Consider the following 15,330-nt stretch of genomic DNA (forward strand, 5'->3'; position numbering starts at 1 on the left):
AATCGAATAAAGGTCATCAAACGGATGGCGTACGGTTACCGGGATAGCGAATTCTTTTTCATGAAGATCAAGAGCGTGTTTCCCGGTAATCCGTGAAGAACCAAAAAAAAGCCCCGCCAAACTGACGGGGTTGAGGTACGAGCGTGTGGCGCTCGAAAACGTGGGACACGGTCGGCCCTCCGTTGCCGGAGGGCCGAGCGCATTACAGCAGGATGGTGCGGATGTCCGCCAGCAGGTCGCTCAGACGCTTGGTGAAGCGTGCGGCAGCGGCGCCGTTGATCACACGGTGATCGTAGGACAGCGACAGTGGCAGCATCAGTTTCGGCTGGAAGGCTTTGCCGTCCCAGACTGGCTGGATGGTTGCCTTGGAAACACCGAGGATCGCCACTTCCGGCGCGTTGACGATCGGTGTGAAGCCGGTGCCGCCAATGTGGCCGAGGCTGGAAATGGTGAAGCAGGCGCCTTGCATCTCGTCCGACGAGAGCTTCTTGGTCCGGGCTTTCTCAGCCAGGGAAGCGGCCTCGGCGGCCAGTTGCAGCAGGCTCTTCTGGTCGACGTTCTTGATGACCGGTACCAGCAGGCCGTCCGGGGTGTCGACGGCGAAGCCGATGTTCACGTATTTCTTGCGGATGATCGCCTTGCCGCTTGGGGCCAGCGAGCTGTTGAAGTCCGGCAGTTCCTTGAGCAGGTGGGCGCAGGACTTGAGCAGCAGCGGCAGGATGGTCAGCTTGACGCCGGCCTTCTCTGCGACAGCTTTCTGTGCGGTGCGGAACGCTTCCAGCTCGGTGATATCCGCCGAGTCGAATTGCGTCACGTGCGGCACGTTCAGCCAGCTGCGGTGCAGGTTGGCAGCGCCGACCTGCATCAGGCGGGTCATCGGCACTTCTTCGATTTCGCCGAAGCGGCTGAAGTCGACGGCCGGAATCGGCGGGATGCCCGCGCCACCGGTTGCGCCAGCGGCAGCGGCCGGTGCTTCCTTGGCCTTCTGCATCATGGCTTTGACGTATGTCTGAACGTCTTCTTTCAGGATGCGACCGTGCGGACCGCTGGCGCCGACAGCGCTCAGCTCGACGCCGAATTCGCGAGCCAGTTGACGCACGGCAGGGCCGGCGTGAACTTTCGCACCCGGCTTGGCTGGAGCAGCAACCGGAGCGGCGGCAGCAGGTGCAGCGGCAGCAGGTGCAGCGGCAGCCGGAGCAGCAGCGGCTGGCGCCGGAGCGCTCGGAGCAGCGGCGGCAGCTGGAGCCGGGGCAGCAGCCGGAGCGGCGCCTTTGACTTTCAGCTTGAGGATCAGATCGCCGGTGCCGACTTCGTCGTCCAGCTTGATGGAAACGCTTTCCACCACGCCAGCGGCAGGCGACGGGATTTCCATGCTCGCCTTGTCGGATTCCAGGGTGATCAGCGACTGGTCGGCTTCAACGCTGTCGCCAGCCTTGACCAATACTTCGATGATCTTGGCCTTGCCGGCCGAACCGATGTCCGGCACGTGGATGTCCTGAACGCTGTCGGCAACCGGTGCGGCTGGCGCGGCGGCCGGCGCCGGCGCTGCGGCAGCGGCTGGAGCAGCAGCCTGGGCCGGAGCGGCGGCAGCAGGGGCCGCAGCACCCGCCACTTCCAGATCCAGAATCAGGTCGCCAGTGCCGACTTCGTCGTTCAACTTGACGCTGATGGCCTTGACCACGCCAGCGGCAGGCGACGGGATTTCCATGCTGGCCTTGTCGGATTCCAGGGTGATCAGCGACTGATCAGCCTCGACCTTGTCGCCGACCTTGACCTGGATCTCGATGATCTGGGCCTTGCCCGACGAGCCGATGTCCGGCACGTGCACTTGTTGAACCGAAGCGGCAGCAGGGGCAGCGGCTGGCGCGGCAGCAGCAGGCGCGGCAGCCGGTGCAGCTTCAGCCTTGGCAGCAGGCGCGGCAGCCGGAGCAGGGGCCGCTTGCGCGGCGCCCTCGACTTCCAGTTCCAGCAGTTCGTCGCCTTCTTTCAGGCGATCACCCAGCTTCACTTTCAGGCTCTTGATGACACCGGCCTTCGGGGCCGGCACTTCCATGCTGGCCTTGTCCGATTCCAGAGTCAGGATGCTCTGGTCGGCTTCGATACGGTCGCCGACCTTCACAAACAGTTCGATTACTTCACCTTCACCGCTGCCGATGTCAGGTACGCGAATGAGTTCGCTCACAGAGTTTCTCCTCAGCAGTCCAGTGGGTTGCGTTTTTCCGGGTCGATACCGAACTTGGTAATGGCCTCGGCCACGACTTTAGGTTCGATATCACCACGGTCAGCCAGTGCTTCCAGGGCTGCCAACACCACGAAATGACGGTCGACTTCGAAGAAATGACGCAGTTTCTTGCGGCTGTCGCTGCGGCCGAAACCGTCGGTGCCCAGGACTTTGAATTCCTTGGACGGTACCCACTGACGGATCTGCTCGGCGAACAGTTTCATGTAGTCGGTAGAGGCGATGACCGGACCTTTACGGCCGCTCAGGCACTCTTCGACGTAGCTGCGCTTAGGCTTCTGGCCTGGTTTCAGACGGTTGCTGCGCTCTACGGCCAGGCCGTCGCGACGCAGTTCGTTGAAGCTGGTAACGCTCCACACGTCGGCACCGATGTTGAACTCTTCACGCAGGATCTTCGCCGCTTCACGGACTTCACGCAGGATGGTGCCGGAGCCCATCAGCTGTACGTGGTGCGCCGCGTCGCGGGTGTCTTCTTCGAGCAGGTACATGCCTTTCTTGATGCCTTCTTCGGCACCGGCCGGCATGGCTGGCTGCTGGTACGACTCGTTCATCACGGTGATGTAATAGAAGATGTCCTGTTGCTCTTCGGTCATCTTCTTCATGCCGTCCTGAATGATCACCGCCAGCTCGTAGCCGTAGGTCGGATCGTAGGTGCGGCAGTTCGGGATGGTGGCAGCCAGCAGGTGGCTGTGACCGTCTTCGTGCTGCAGGCCTTCACCGTTCAGGGTGGTGCGGCCGGCGGTGCCGCCGATCAGGAAGCCACGGGTGCGGCTGTCGCCGGCAGCCCAGGCCAGGTCGCCGATACGCTGGAAGCCGAACATCGAGTAGAAGATGTAGAACGGCAGCATTGGCTGGTTGTGGCTGGAGTACGAAGTACCGGCAGCGATGAAGGAGCTCATGGCGCCCGCTTCGTTGATGCCTTCTTCAAGGATCTGACCTTTCTGGTCTTCCTTGTAGAACATCACCTGGTCTTTATCGACTGGCTCGTAGAGCTGGCCGACGGACGAGTAGATGCCCAGCTGACGGAACATGCCTTCCATGCCGAAGGTACGGGCTTCGTCCGGGATGATCGGAACGATGCGCGGGCCGATTTCCTTGTCCTTGACCAGCTGCGCGAGGATCCGCACGAAGGCCATGGTGGTGGAAATTTCGCGGTCGCCGGAACCGTCGAGGATTGCCTTGAGGGTGTCCAGGTCCGGAGTCGGCACACTGAAGCTCTGCGCACGACGCTGCGGAACGAAACCGCCCAGTGCGGCACGACGCTCGGCCAGATAACGGGCTTCGGCGCTGCCTTCTTCCGGCTTGAAGAACGGCAGGTGTTCCAGGTCGGCATCCTTGACCGGGATGTCGAAACGGTCACGGAAGTGTTTCAGGCTTTCGACGTCGACTTTCTTGGTGTTGTGCGCGGTGTTTTTCGCTTCGCCGGCACCGGTGCCATAACCCTTGATGGTCTTGGCCAGAATGACGGTAGGCTGGTCCTTGTGGTTGACCGCCTGGTGGTACGCCGCGTAGACCTTGTACGGGTCGTGGCCGCCACGGTTGAGTTTCCAGATCTCGTCGTCGGACAGGTCGGCAACCATCGCCTTGAGTTCAGGCGTGTTGAAGAAGTGCTCGCGAACGAACGCGCCGTCTTTGGCCTTGTAGTTCTGGTACTCGCCGTCGATGACTTCGTCCATGCGACGTTGCAGGATGCCGTCGACGTCCTTGGCCAGCAGTGGGTCCCAGAAACGGCCCCAGATGACTTTGTTGACGTTCCACTGGGCACCGCGGAACACGCCTTCGAGTTCCTGGATGATCTTGCCGTTGCCGCGAACCGGGCCGTCGAGGCGCTGCAGGTTGCAGTTGATGACGAAGATCAGGTTGTCCAGCTTCTCGCGGCCGGCCAGGGAGATGGCGCCCAGGGATTCCGGCTCGTCGCACTCGCCGTCGCCCAGGAAGCACCAGACTTTCTGTTTGCCCGGCTGGATGAAACCGCGGTGTTCCAGGTACTTCATGAAGCGAGCCTGGTAGATCGCCTGGATCGGGCCCAGACCCATCGAAACGGTCGGGAACTGCCAGAAGTCAGGCATCAGCCAAGGGTGCGGGTAGGACGACAGGCCCTGACCGTCGACTTCCTGGCGGAAGTTGTTCATCTGGTCTTCGGTGATGCGGCCTTCCATGAACGCACGGGCGTAAACGCCTGGCGAGGTATGGCCCTGGAAGTAGATCAGGTCGCCGCCGTGTTCATCGGTCGGGGCCTGGAAGAAGTAGTTGAAGCCGATGTCGTACAGGGTCGCACTGGAAGCGAAGCTGGAGATGTGACCACCCAGGTCAGAATCTTTCAGGTTCGTACGCATTACCATGGCCATCGCGTTCCAGCGTACCAGCGAGCGAATGCGGCGTTCCATGAACAGGTCGCCAGGCATGCGTGCTTCGTGGGTAACGGGGATCGTGTTGCGGTAAGGCGTGGTGATGGCGTAAGGGAGCTGCGAACCGCTGCGGGTCGCCAGTTCACCCATACGGGTCATCAGATAGTGAGCACGGTCTTCGCCTTCTTTGTCGAGAACCGATTCCAGGGCGTCCAGCCATTCCTGGGTTTCGACGGGATCGAGGTCTTGCATGGCTTGCTCCAGGGCGGAAAGGCTTCCAGAATCGGTTGCCTGAGTTTGCGACTGGCCTTGTGGGCAGACGATTTAAAATTCTTGGATTGCCGACAGGTTGTTCCGGCGGCGTGTAGTTTTACTACAAATCATCCGGCATTTCAGCCTTTCGAATGTATAGACGAGTAGTAAAACTACAGATGAAAGGCTTGTGGCCTCCGACTGCGTTGTGAGAATAATCGTTAAGGTTGGTCTTTAGCCATCCGAAAAAGGTGAAAGTTTGATGTTGGCTGCCAAAGAAAAAGAAATTTCAGCTATTTCTCACTTTTGTTCGACAGTCCTTCGCGTAGCGGTTTTTCAATCATCACTACAAGCGGCCATTTACACGCCGATCAAGGATAGACCATGACCCTGCCCGCGCTTGCCGAACTGCCCGCCATTCTCCTGCCGTTGGTCAGCCGATCGGAGCAGTCGTTCCGTGCGGCCGTCGCCGGACTTGAAGATGATCTTGGCTTCTCCACCTGGACGCCGGAACGCTGGGCGCAGTTCGCCCGCGTCAGCGCCGCCAGCGATTTTGTCATTGAACAGTGCGTTCGTGACCCTTTGATGTTGTTGTCGCTGGTGCTGTCCGGCGAGCTGGACCGGCCGTTCGCCCCCGGTGAGTTGTGCGGGCAGATTGCGGCTGCGGTCAGCAGCGCACAGACCGAAGATGAACTGGGCCGCGTCCTGCGCCGTCAGCGCACCCGGCATCAGGTGCGGATCATCTGGCGCGACCTCAATCGCCAGGCCGATCTGGTGCAGACCTGCCGCGACCTCTCGGACATGGCCGACGCCAGCATCGATCAAGCCTATCAATGGTTGTACCGCCGCCATTGCGACCAGTTCGGCACGCCGACCGGCCGGCGCAGCGGCGAACCGCAGCAGATGGTCATCCTCGGCATGGGCAAGCTTGGCGCGGTCGAGCTGAACCTGTCTTCGGACATCGACCTGATCTTCGCCTACCCCGAAGGCGGCGAAACCGTCGGCGTCAAGCGCCCGCTGGATAATCAGGAGTTTTTCATCCGTCTCGGCCAGCGCCTGATCAAGGCTCTCGACCCGATCACCGTCGACGGTTTCGTGTTCCGCGTCGACATGCGCCTGCGCCCTTACGGCTCGTCCGGCGCGCTGGTGCTGAGCTTCAATGCACTGGAGCAGTATTACCAGGATCAAGGCCGCGACTGGGAACGCTACGCGATGATCAAGTCGCGGGTGGTGGCTGGCGATCAGGTGGCGGGTGAGCAGTTGCAGGAGATGCTGCGGCCGTTCGTTTACCGTCGCTATCTGGACTTCTCGGCGATCGAAGCGCTGCGCACCATGAAGCAGTTGATCCAGCAGGAAGTGCGGCGCAAGGGCATGGCTGACAACATCAAGCTTGGCTCCGGCGGTATCCGTGAGGTCGAGTTCATCGCCCAGGCCTTTCAACTGATTCACGGCGGACGCGACCTGAGTCTGCAACAGCGCCCTCTATTAAAGGTGTTGGGCACGCTCGAAGGGCAGGGCTATCTGCCGCCGGCGGTCATCAGCGAACTGCGCGAAGGTTACGAATTCCTGCGTTACACCGAACACGCGATCCAGGCGATTGCCGACCGTCAGACCCAGATGCTGCCGGACAGCGCTCAGGATCAGGCGCGTATCGCGTTCATGCTCGGGTTCGCCGACTGGGAGGCGTTCCACGAGAAACTGATGTTCTGGCGCGGCCGCGTGGCCTGGCACTTCGCGCAAGTGATCGCCGATCCCGATGAGGACGAAGGTGCCGAGAGCGAAGTGGTGGTCGGCGGTGAATGGCTGCCGCTGTGGGAAGAGGCTCAGGACGAAGAGGCGGCCTGTCGCCAGCTGGAAGAGGGCGGTTTCGCCGACGCAACCAAGGCCTTGAAAGCATTGGCGAGCCTGCGTGCCAGCCCGCAGTTGCGGGCGATGCAACGTCTGGGGCGCGAGCGTCTCGATGCCTTTATTCCGCGCCTGCTGGCTCAGGCGGTGGAACACGAAAGTCCCGATCTGGTGCTGGAGCGCGTTCTGCCGCTGGTCGAGGCCGTGGCCCGGCGCTCGGCTTATTTGGTCTTGCTGACGGAAAACCCCGGTGCGCTGCGTCGCTTGCTGACGCTATGTGCCGCGAGCCCGTGGATCGCCGAGCAAATCACCCGTTTCCCGCTGTTGCTCGATGAACTGCTCAACGAAGGTCGCCTGTTCAAGCCGCCGCTGGCGCCGGAACTGGCCGCCGAATTGCGCGAGCGCCTGACCCGGATTCCGGAAGACGACCTCGAACAACAGATGGAAGCCCTGCGTCATTTCAAACTGGCGCACCGCTTGCGCGTCGCCGCCTCGGAAATCGCCGGCAGCCTGCCGTTGATGAAAGTCAGCGATTACCTGACCTGGCTGGCCGAGGCAATTCTGGAGCAAGTGCTGGCCCTGGCCTGGCGCCAGACCGTGGCCAAGTACGGCACGCCGCTGCGCACCGATGGCACGCTGTGCGATCCCGGCTTCATCATTGTCGGTTATGGGAAAGTCGGCGGGATCGAGTTGGGGCATGGTTCGGATCTGGATCTGGTGTTCATCCACGATGGCGACCAGCAGGCCGAAACCGATGGGCCGAAGCCCATCGATGGCACGCAGTTCTTCACCCGGCTCGGCCAGCGGATCATCCACCTGCTGACGGCGCAGACCAACTCCGGTCAGTTGTACGAAGTGGACATGCGCCTGCGTCCTTCCGGGGCGTCGGGGCTGCTGGTCAGTTCGCTCGGCGCGTTTGCGCGCTATCAGGAAAATGAAGCCTGGACCTGGGAGCATCAGGCCCTGGTGCGGGCGCGGGTGCTGGTAGGCAGCAAGGATGTCGGGCAGGCCTTCGAGAACGTCCGGGCCCAGGTGCTGGGCAAGGCGCGGGATCTGACGAAACTGCAACAGGAAGTGAGCGAGATGCGTGCCAAGATGCGCGACAACCTCGGCAGCAAGAGCACCGCTGCCGGCACCGGGGCGAATGCCTTCGAGGCCACGGCGCCGTTCGACCTCAAGCAGGACGCCGGAGGTATCGTCGATATTGAATTTATGGTGCAATACGCGGCCCTGGCGTGGTCGCAGACCCACCCGCCGTTGCTGCGCTGGACGGATAATATCCGCATTCTGGAAGAGCTGGAGCACGAGGGGCTGATGCCTGCCGAAGACGCCAGCCTGTTGCGCGAGGCCTACAAGGCCTATCGTTCCGCCGCCCACCGGCAGGCCTTGCAGAAGGACGCCGGCGTGATACCGGGCGATCAGTTCGCGGACGAACGGCGGCAGGTGATGCGGATCTGGCGAGAGCTGGGGCTAAGCTGATTCTCGAGACGGGGAGGCGTAAGGCCTCCCCGGTTCGTTTATGGAAACCACATGAATATTCTGATCGTTGGGCCCAGTTGGGTCGGTGACATGGTGATGGCGCAGACACTGTTTCAGTGTCTAAAGCAGCGCCACCCGCAGTGCGAAATCGACGTGCTGGCCCCCGAGTGGAGCCGGCCGATCCTCGAACGCATGCCCGAAGTGCGCAAGGCCTTGAGCTTCCCGCTCGGCCACGGCGCGCTGGAGCTGGCGACCCGTCGGCGGATTGGCAAATCCCTGGCAGGCCAGTACGACCAGGCGATCCTGCTGCCGAACTCGCTGAAGTCGGCGCTGGTGCCGTTCTTCGCCGGCATCCCGAAACGCACCGGCTGGCGCGGCGAATTCCGCTACGGCCTGCTCAATGACGTGCGCACGCTGGATAAAGAACGTTATCCGCTGATGATCGAGCGTTTCATGGCGCTGGCCTTTGAACCGAATGCCGAACTGCCGAAACCCTATCCGCGTCCGAGTCTGCAAATCGATCCGGTGACCCGCGAGGCTGCATTGGCCAAGTTCGGTCTGACCCTCGACCGCCCGGTGCTGGTGTTGTGCCCCGGCGCCGAATTCGGTGAAGCCAAACGCTGGCCGTCCGAGCATTACGCCAAGGTCGCCGAGGCGCGGATTCGCGAAGGCTGGCAGGTCTGGCTGTTCGGCTCGAAGAACGATCACGCCGTGGGCGAAGACATCCGCGCGCGGTTGATTCCGGGCTTGCGCGAAGAGTCCGTGAACCTCAGCGGCGGCACTTCGCTGGCCGAGGCCATCGACCTGATGTCCTGCGCCGACTCGGTCGTCTCCAACGATTCCGGCCTGATGCACGTGGCCGCCGCGCTGAATCGTCCGTTGGTGGCGGTCTACGGGTCGACCTCGCCGGGTTTCACCCCGCCGCTGGCCGAGCACGTGGAAATCGTCCGTCTGGGCCTCGATTGCAGCCCTTGCTTCGACCGCACCTGCCGTTTCGGCCATTACAACTGCCTGCGCCAGCTGATGCCGGACGCGGTCAACGATGCCTTGCAGCGTTTGCAGGGCTCTGTGGTCGAGGTTCATTAACTTGCGAGTATTGCTGATCAAGACTTCATCGCTGGGCGACGTGATTCACGCGTTGCCGGCGCTGACCGATGCCGCCCGGGCCATTCCCGGGATCAAGTTCGACTGGGTGGTGGAAGAAGGTTTCGCCGAGATTCCGACCTGGCACCCGGCCGTAGGCAAAGTGATTCCGGTGGCGATCCGTCGCTGGCGCAAAAACATCTGGCAAACCATCAAGAGCGGTGAGTGGAAACGCTTCAAGCAGTCCGTTCGGGCGAACAAATATGACTTGGTGATCGACGCTCAGGGCCTGCTGAAAAGCGCCTGGCTGACCCGCTATGTCAAAGCCCCGGTGGCCGGTCTCGACAAGGGCTCGGCCCGCGAGCCGATCGCCGCGCGTTTTTATGACCGCAAACTGGCGGTGGCCCGTGGTCAGCACGCCGTCGAGCGCGTGCGTCAGTTGTTCGCTATCGCCTTGGGTTACGACTTGCCCAAAGGCCTGGGCGATTACGGCCTCAACGTCGAGCGTCTGGTCGAGTTGCCGCGCAAGAATGCTTACGTGGTGTTCCTCCACGGCACCACCTGGGACACCAAACACTGGCCGGAAGCCTACTGGCGCGAGCTGACCGAACGGGTCGGCTACCTCGGCGTCGGCATCAGGCTGCCGTGGGGCAACCCGCTGGAGAAGGCCCGGGCCGAGCGCATCGCCGCCGGCTTCAAACATGCCGAAGTGCTGCCGAAGCTGAACCTGGCCGGGGTCGGCAAGGTGCTGGCCGGTGCCCAGGCCTGCGTTGCGGTGGACACCGGTCTCGGCCATCTGGCCGCGGCACTGGATGTGCCGACGATTTCGCTGTTCGGCCCGACCAACCCGGGCCTGACCGGCGCCTACGGCAAGCTGCAGATTCACCTCGGCAGCGATTTCCCTTGCGCGCCGTGCCTGCAAAAGAAATGTACGTATCAACCGACCGCGCAGGATGCCCGTCAGTTTGACCTGAAACGCGAGTGGCCCCTGTGCTTCACGCGTCTGAATCCCGAGCGTGTGGCCAGCCGACTGAGCACGTTGTTGATGGCTGAGGAGCTGCGCTGATGCAATTGGCTTTTGTCCTGTACAAATATTTCCCGTTCGGCGGTTTGCAGCGCGATTTCATGCGCATCGCTCTCGAATGCCAGAAGCGCGGACACCAGATCCGCGTCTACACCCTGATCTGGGAAGGCGACGTGCCGCCCGGCTTCGAAGTGCTGGTGGCGCCGGTCAAGGCGTTCTTCAATCATCGGCGCAATGAAAAACTCAGCGCGTGGATGGAAGCGGACCTGGCCAAGCGTCCTGTGGATCGCCTGATCGGCTTCAACAAAATGCCGGGGCTGGACGTCTACTACGCCGCCGACGGCTGCTTCGAAGACAAGGCGCAGAACCTGCGCCATTCGCTGTATCGCCGCTGGGGCCGCTACCGCCACTTCGCCGAGTACGAGCGCGCGGTGTTCGCCAAAGACGCGAAGACCGAAGTGCTGATGATTTCCGAAGTGCAGCAGCCGCTGTTCATCAAGCATTACGACACGCCGCTGGAACGCTTCCACCTGCTGCCGCCAGGCATCGCCCAGGACCGTCGCCGTCCGGCGGATGCCGACCAGATTCGCGCCGGTTTCCGCGCCGAATTCAACCTCAAGGACGACGAACTGCTGCTGGTGCAGATCGGCTCCGGGTTCAAGACCAAGGGCGTCGATCGCAGCCTGAAAGCGCTGGCCGCACTGCCTGCCGAGCTGAAGAAACGCACCCGGCTGTTTGTAATCGGCCAGGATGACCCCAAATTGTTCCAGATGCAGAGTGCAACACTGGGTCTGGGCGACAACGTGACGTTCCTCAAGGGGCGTAGCGATATCCCGCGTTTCCTGCTCGGCGCCGACTTGTTGATCCACCCGGCGTACAACGAAAACACCGGCACGGTGCTGCTTGAAGCGCTGGTCGCCGGGTTGCCGGTGCTGGTCAGCGCGGTCTGCGGTTATGCCCATTACATCGCCGAGGCCGATGCCGGGCGAGTGCTGGACGAACCGTTCGATCAGGCGCAACTGACGCAATACCTGACTGACATGTTGAACGACGACGCTGCACGGGCGGCCTGGAGCCGCAACGGTCTGGCCTTCGCCGAGACGGCCGACCTGTACAGCATGCCGCAGCACGCGGCCGATGTGATTCTGGCGGAGCACGCTTAAATGAAGTTGATGCTGGCTGAACCGTTCAAGAGCCTGTGGGCTGGCCGCGATGCGTTCGTGGAAGTCGAGGGCTTGCAGGGCGAGGTGTACCGCGAGCTGGAAGCCCGCCGGACGTTGCGCACGGAAGTCGACGGCAATGGCTTTTTCGTCAAGATCCACCGGGGCATCGGTTGGGGCGAGATCTTCAAGAACCTGCTGACCGCCAAACTGCCGGTGCTCGGCGCGGGTCAGGAATGGAAAGCCATCCAGCGTTTGCAGGAAGTCGGCGTGCCGACCATGACCGCCGTCGCGTATGGCGAAAAGGGCAGCAACCCGGCGGATCAGCACTCGTTCATCGTCACCGAAGAGCTGGCGCCGACCATCAGCCTTGAAGACTTCAGCATCGACTGGGTCAAGCAACCGCCGCAGCCGAAACTCAAGCGGGCGCTGATCGCCGAGGTTGCGCGCATGACCGGCATGATGCATCGCGCCGGCGTCAATCACCGCGACTGCTACATCTGCCACTTTCTGCTGCACACCGACAAACCGGTGACTCCCGAAGATTTCAGACTCTCGGTGATCGACCTGCACCGTGCCCAGACCCGTCCGGCGATCACCCGGCGCTGGCGCAACAAGGATCTGGCGGCGTTGTACTTTTCCGCGCTGGACATCGGCCTGACCCGACGTGACAAGCTGCGTTTCCTCAAAGGTTACTTCCAGCAACCGCTGCGCCAGATCCTGGCCGAAGAAGCGCCGTTGCTGAGCTGGCTCGAAGGCAAGGCCAACAAGCTCTATGCGCGCAAGCAACGTTACGGGGATGCGCTCTGATGGCGGGTTGGAATCTGGAGCCTGAGTACAGTGAGCTTGCGCAGCATTTCGGTAGCCTCGAAGCGGTCTTTGCCCTTCAAGGCGAGCGCCTGACCCGCGATCCATTGTCCGAGGTCATTCGCGTGCAGTTCAATGACGTCAACTATTACGTCAAGCGTTACGTCGGCGCCGGCAAAGGCTTGCGGCGTTATCTGGGCAAACCCCGGGTGAAGATGGAATGGCAGAACCTCAAACGCTTCGCCAAGTGGGGCATTCCTACCGCCGAAGTGGTGGCGTGGGGCCTGGAGCGCAATGGCATGGCTTACGATCGCGGGGCGATGATCACCCGTGAACTGCCGCGCACCGAAGACCTGTCGGCGCTGGCCGAACGCAACGATCCCAAACTCAAGGATCGTGCCTGGGTCGACGGCGTCAGCCGGCAATTGGCCGGTTATACCCGCGTCATGCACGACCACCGCTTCACCCATAACGATCTGAAGTGGCGCAATCTGCTGATCGACGATCAGGCGCAGTTGTATCTGATCGACTGCCCGAACGGCGATTTCTGGCGCGGTTTCTGGCTCAAGTACCGGATCACCAAGGATCTGGCCTGTCTCGACAAGGTGGCCAAGTATCACCTGTCGAACACCCAGCGCCTGCGCTTCTACCTGCAATATCGTGGACGTGATCGGCTGAATGCCGCCGACAAGCAACGGATTCGCCACGTGGTGAGATTTTTCGAGGGACGCGAATGACTGATTTTCTGGCCACTGAAGACCGTGCGCTGCTGGAGCGCCACGGTCTCGGCACGTTCGATGCGCTGTGGTCCAAGCAGCTCGAGGCCGTGGATGAGCCCAACACCGACGGTGGCGGCTGGAGCAGCGTGTTTCGTCTGGAGCTGGAAGGGCATGCCTATTACCTCAAGCGCCAGTGCAATTACCTGACCCGCACGTTGCACGCGCCGTTCGGCGAGCCGACGTTCGCCCGGGAATTTCGCAACATCAGTCGTTACAACAAACTTGGTATTCCGGCGTTGCAGGCGGCGTTCTTCGGTGAGCGCAAGGTCAATGGCGAGGTCCGTGCGATCCTGCTGACCCGCGCGCTGGATGGCTGGGACGATCTCGACTCGTTGTTGAAGCGCTGGTCGGACCTCGATGCCGCGCAGCAATCGGCGATTCTCAAGTCTTGTGGCCTGTTGGCGCGTCATCTTCATGGTATGCGTCAGGTGCACGGCTGCTTCTATCCCAAGCACATATTCTTGCGCGCCGAAGGCGATGGCTATCAGGCGCAGTTGATCGACCTGGAAAAGACCCGGCCCCTGTGGTTCGGTATGCGTGACCGGGTCAAGGATCTGGAGCCGCTGCAGCGTCGTGCGCCAGAGTGGAGCGAAGCGCAATTGCGTGAGCTGCTGGCGGCGTATCTCGATCAATCGACAGACAGCTCGCTGGTCGACAGCTGGATCATGCGACTGACCGCGCGGCGCAGTCACAAGGAGACCCGTTGATGCAGCTGTCGGACTTGAAAAACGCCGGGCGCACGCCGAGCCTGCCGCTGACGGTGTCGCTGGCCGATGCGGCGGGCGCTGCCGATTTGCAATTGCTCAGTCTGCTGCGGGTGTTGCCGGGTCAGCGTTATGTGGGTGCCGGTGTGTGGCGCGGGCGTCCGGTGCTGGCCAAGTTGCTGGTCGGCAACAAGGCTGCGCGGCACTTTCAGCGTGAACTGGAGGGTGTGAAACTGCTCGCCGCTCAGGGCATGACCACGCCTTTGCTGCTGGCCGATGGCCTGAAGGACGGTGAGGGCGGCTGGCTGCTGTTCGAGTTCCTCGAAGGCGCCGAAAGCCTGGGCGATGCCTGGAACAAGGTCGAATCCTTGCCGGTGCTGGCCGACGAGCAATCGGCGGTGCTGGCCGAAGCGCTCGGCGCCATCGGTCAATTGCACGGCAAAGGCCTGTGGCAGGAAGACCTGCACCTGGACAATCTGCTGCGCCATGGCGGCCAACTGTATCTGATCGATGGTGCCGGCATCTGTGTGGAAACCGCCGGCCAGCCGTTGTCCCGGCAGAAAGTGCTGGAAAATCTCGGGGTGTTCTTCGCTCAGTTGCCCAAGTCGCTCGAGCCGTTCACCGAAGAATTGCTGGTGTATTACCTGCTGAGCAACAGCGAACACGCGCTGCCGCTGGAAGCCCTGCAAAAGCAGATCGACAAGGTGCGCGCCTGGCGCTTGAGGGATTACCTGATCAAGGTCGGTCGTGAATGCACGCTGTTCAGCGTCAAGCGTGGTGCATTTGGTCTGCGGTCGATTCGCCGTGAGGAAGAGCCCGCGATGCTGCCGGTGCTGGAGCAGGCCGATGCCCTGCTCGATCAGGGCCATCTGTACAAGACCGGTGGCGCGGCCAGTGTCGGCAAGGTCGAGGTTGCCGGGCGTGCGCTGGTGATCAAGCGTTACAACATCAAGAATTTTGCCCATTGGCTCAAGCGCTTCTGGCGTCCGAGCCGCGCCTGGCATTCCTGGCGCGAAGGCAATCGCCTGGCATTCCTCGGCATCGCCACGCCCAAACCGCTGGCGGTGCTGGAAACCCGGTTTTTCTGGTTGCGCAGCAAGGCGTATCTGATCACCGAATACCTGGCCGGGCCGGACATCATCGAGCGCTTTGCGCCGTACGTCGAAAGCGGCGAGGCGCCGGAAGCCGAGTTGCAGGCGCTGGATCAGTTGTTTGCGCGGTTGATTGCCGAGCGCATCAGCCATGGCGACTTCAAGGGACACAACCTGTTCTGGCAGGAAGATCGCTGGGCGCTGATCGATCTGGATTCGATGTGCCAGCACGGCTCGGCGGGCAGCTTTGCTCCGGCCTATGCCCGGGATCGCGCGCGCTTCATGCGCAACTGGCCCGAGAGCAGTGCGTTGTATCGGGTGATTGATCAGCGTTTGCCCAAGGATGCATTGGACGCTGCGTGATTGTTTTCGCCTGAGCATAAGACATTTCTGTAATAAAAATCTGGCGAGGCTCGTGGTGACAAATCCTTGTGATTTCTCCTACAGCCTTGCCAGAACCCATGAACTACCCCTCGCAAAACCCCGGTGCTAGTTTGTCCCGACGTACCCGGAGGGCAA

The 15,330-nt window shown here is 61.9% G+C and carries 11 protein-coding genes; 9 read left to right on the forward strand and 2 right to left on the reverse strand.

Translation table 11 applies throughout. The annotated features are described in order from the left end of the window. Positions 1 to 96: transposase (locus MKZ87_RS27730; RefSeq protein WP_244647842.1), on the forward strand; the 96-nt coding region annotated here is incomplete at its 5' end. A 106-nt stretch (positions 97 to 202) separates the two neighbouring features. On the opposite strand, the gene aceF is transcribed toward MKZ87_RS27730, so the two are convergent. After that, positions 203 to 2,182, reverse strand: a complete 1,980-nt coding sequence (gene aceF, locus MKZ87_RS27735) for a dihydrolipoyllysine-residue acetyltransferase (protein ID WP_266202191.1) — start codon at positions 2,180 to 2,182, stop codon at positions 203 to 205. Positions 2,183 to 2,193: 11 nt separating this feature from the next. After that, positions 2,194 to 4,839, reverse strand: coding sequence for a pyruvate dehydrogenase (acetyl-transferring), homodimeric type (aceE, locus tag MKZ87_RS27740; RefSeq protein WP_085701068.1), 2,646 nt, complete (start codon positions 4,837 to 4,839; stop codon positions 2,194 to 2,196). A gap of 384 nt (positions 4,840 to 5,223) precedes the next feature. Here aceE and glnE point away from each other — a divergent pair, with 384 nt between their 5' ends. Genes glnE through MKZ87_RS27780 form a run of 8 tightly spaced genes read left to right on the forward strand, consistent with a single transcriptional unit; the run spans position 5,224 to position 15,174 of the window. After that, complete coding sequence (gene glnE / locus MKZ87_RS27745) at positions 5,224 to 8,163, forward strand: bifunctional [glutamate--ammonia ligase]-adenylyl-L-tyrosine phosphorylase/[glutamate--ammonia-ligase] adenylyltransferase (RefSeq protein ID WP_085705272.1); 2,940 nt, start codon at positions 5,224 to 5,226, stop codon at positions 8,161 to 8,163. 51 nt (positions 8,164 to 8,214) lie between these two features. Then, positions 8,215 to 9,249 (forward strand): lipopolysaccharide heptosyltransferase II, encoded by a 1,035-nt coding sequence (waaF, locus tag MKZ87_RS27750; protein ID WP_011332131.1) that lies wholly within the window; start codon positions 8,215 to 8,217, stop codon positions 9,247 to 9,249. Between the two features lies 1 nt (position 9,250). After that, positions 9,251 to 10,312 carry a lipopolysaccharide heptosyltransferase I gene (gene waaC / locus MKZ87_RS27755; RefSeq protein ID WP_085701066.1) on the forward strand — a complete coding sequence of 354 codons (1,062 nt, stop codon included), beginning with the start codon at positions 9,251 to 9,253 and terminating at the stop codon, positions 10,310 to 10,312. Further along, positions 10,312 to 11,433, forward strand: a complete 1,122-nt coding sequence (locus tag MKZ87_RS27760) for a glycosyltransferase family 4 protein (RefSeq protein ID WP_074689606.1) — start codon at positions 10,312 to 10,314, stop codon at positions 11,431 to 11,433. The genes waaC and MKZ87_RS27760 overlap by 1 nt, the downstream gene beginning before the upstream one ends. Further along, the gene (rfaP, locus tag MKZ87_RS27765; RefSeq protein ID WP_085705270.1) at positions 11,434 to 12,240 is read left to right on the forward strand and encodes a lipopolysaccharide core heptose(I) kinase RfaP; all 807 of its coding nucleotides are present in this window, start codon (positions 11,434 to 11,436) and stop codon (positions 12,238 to 12,240) included. It begins immediately after the preceding gene. Further along, positions 12,240 to 12,974 carry a lipopolysaccharide kinase InaA family protein gene (locus MKZ87_RS27770; RefSeq protein WP_085701063.1) on the forward strand — a complete coding sequence of 245 codons (735 nt, stop codon included), beginning with the start codon at positions 12,240 to 12,242 and terminating at the stop codon, positions 12,972 to 12,974. The genes rfaP and MKZ87_RS27770 overlap by 1 nt, the downstream gene beginning before the upstream one ends. Beyond that, complete coding sequence (locus MKZ87_RS27775) at positions 12,971 to 13,723, forward strand: lipopolysaccharide kinase InaA family protein (protein ID WP_085701062.1); 753 nt, start codon at positions 12,971 to 12,973, stop codon at positions 13,721 to 13,723. The genes MKZ87_RS27770 and MKZ87_RS27775 overlap by 4 nt, the downstream gene beginning before the upstream one ends. Then, positions 13,723 to 15,174, forward strand: a complete 1,452-nt coding sequence (locus MKZ87_RS27780; protein ID WP_085705268.1) for a lipopolysaccharide kinase InaA family protein — start codon at positions 13,723 to 13,725, stop codon at positions 15,172 to 15,174. The genes MKZ87_RS27775 and MKZ87_RS27780 overlap by 1 nt, the downstream gene beginning before the upstream one ends. Positions 15,175 to 15,330 lie beyond the last annotated feature (156 nt).

It is taken from the genome of Pseudomonas sp. MCal1 (assembly GCF_026341415.1).
GTDB lineage: Bacteria > Pseudomonadota > Gammaproteobacteria > Pseudomonadales > Pseudomonadaceae > Aquipseudomonas.

Bases quoted from the DNA above. Each gene is read 5' to 3' on its own strand.
- MKZ87_RS27775 (WP_085701062.1), top strand. From the start codon at position 12,971: ATGACTGATTTTCTGGCCACTGAAGACCGTGCGCTGCTGGAGCGCCAC.
- rfaP (WP_085705270.1), top strand. From the start codon at position 11,434: ATGAAGTTGATGCTGGCTGAACCGTTCAAGAGCCTGTGGGCTGGCCGC.
- glnE (WP_085705272.1), top strand. From the start codon at position 5,224: ATGACCCTGCCCGCGCTTGCCGAACTGCCCGCCATTCTCCTGCCGTTG.
- MKZ87_RS27760 (WP_074689606.1), top strand. From the start codon at position 10,312: ATGCAATTGGCTTTTGTCCTGTACAAATATTTCCCGTTCGGCGGTTTG.
- MKZ87_RS27780 (WP_085705268.1), top strand. From the start codon at position 13,723: ATGCAGCTGTCGGACTTGAAAAACGCCGGGCGCACGCCGAGCCTGCCG.
- waaF (WP_011332131.1), top strand. From the start codon at position 8,215: ATGAATATTCTGATCGTTGGGCCCAGTTGGGTCGGTGACATGGTGATG.
- MKZ87_RS27770 (WP_085701063.1), top strand. From the start codon at position 12,240: ATGGCGGGTTGGAATCTGGAGCCTGAGTACAGTGAGCTTGCGCAGCAT.
- aceE (WP_085701068.1), bottom strand. From the start codon at position 4,839: ATGCAAGACCTCGATCCCGTCGAAACCCAGGAATGGCTGGACGCCCTG.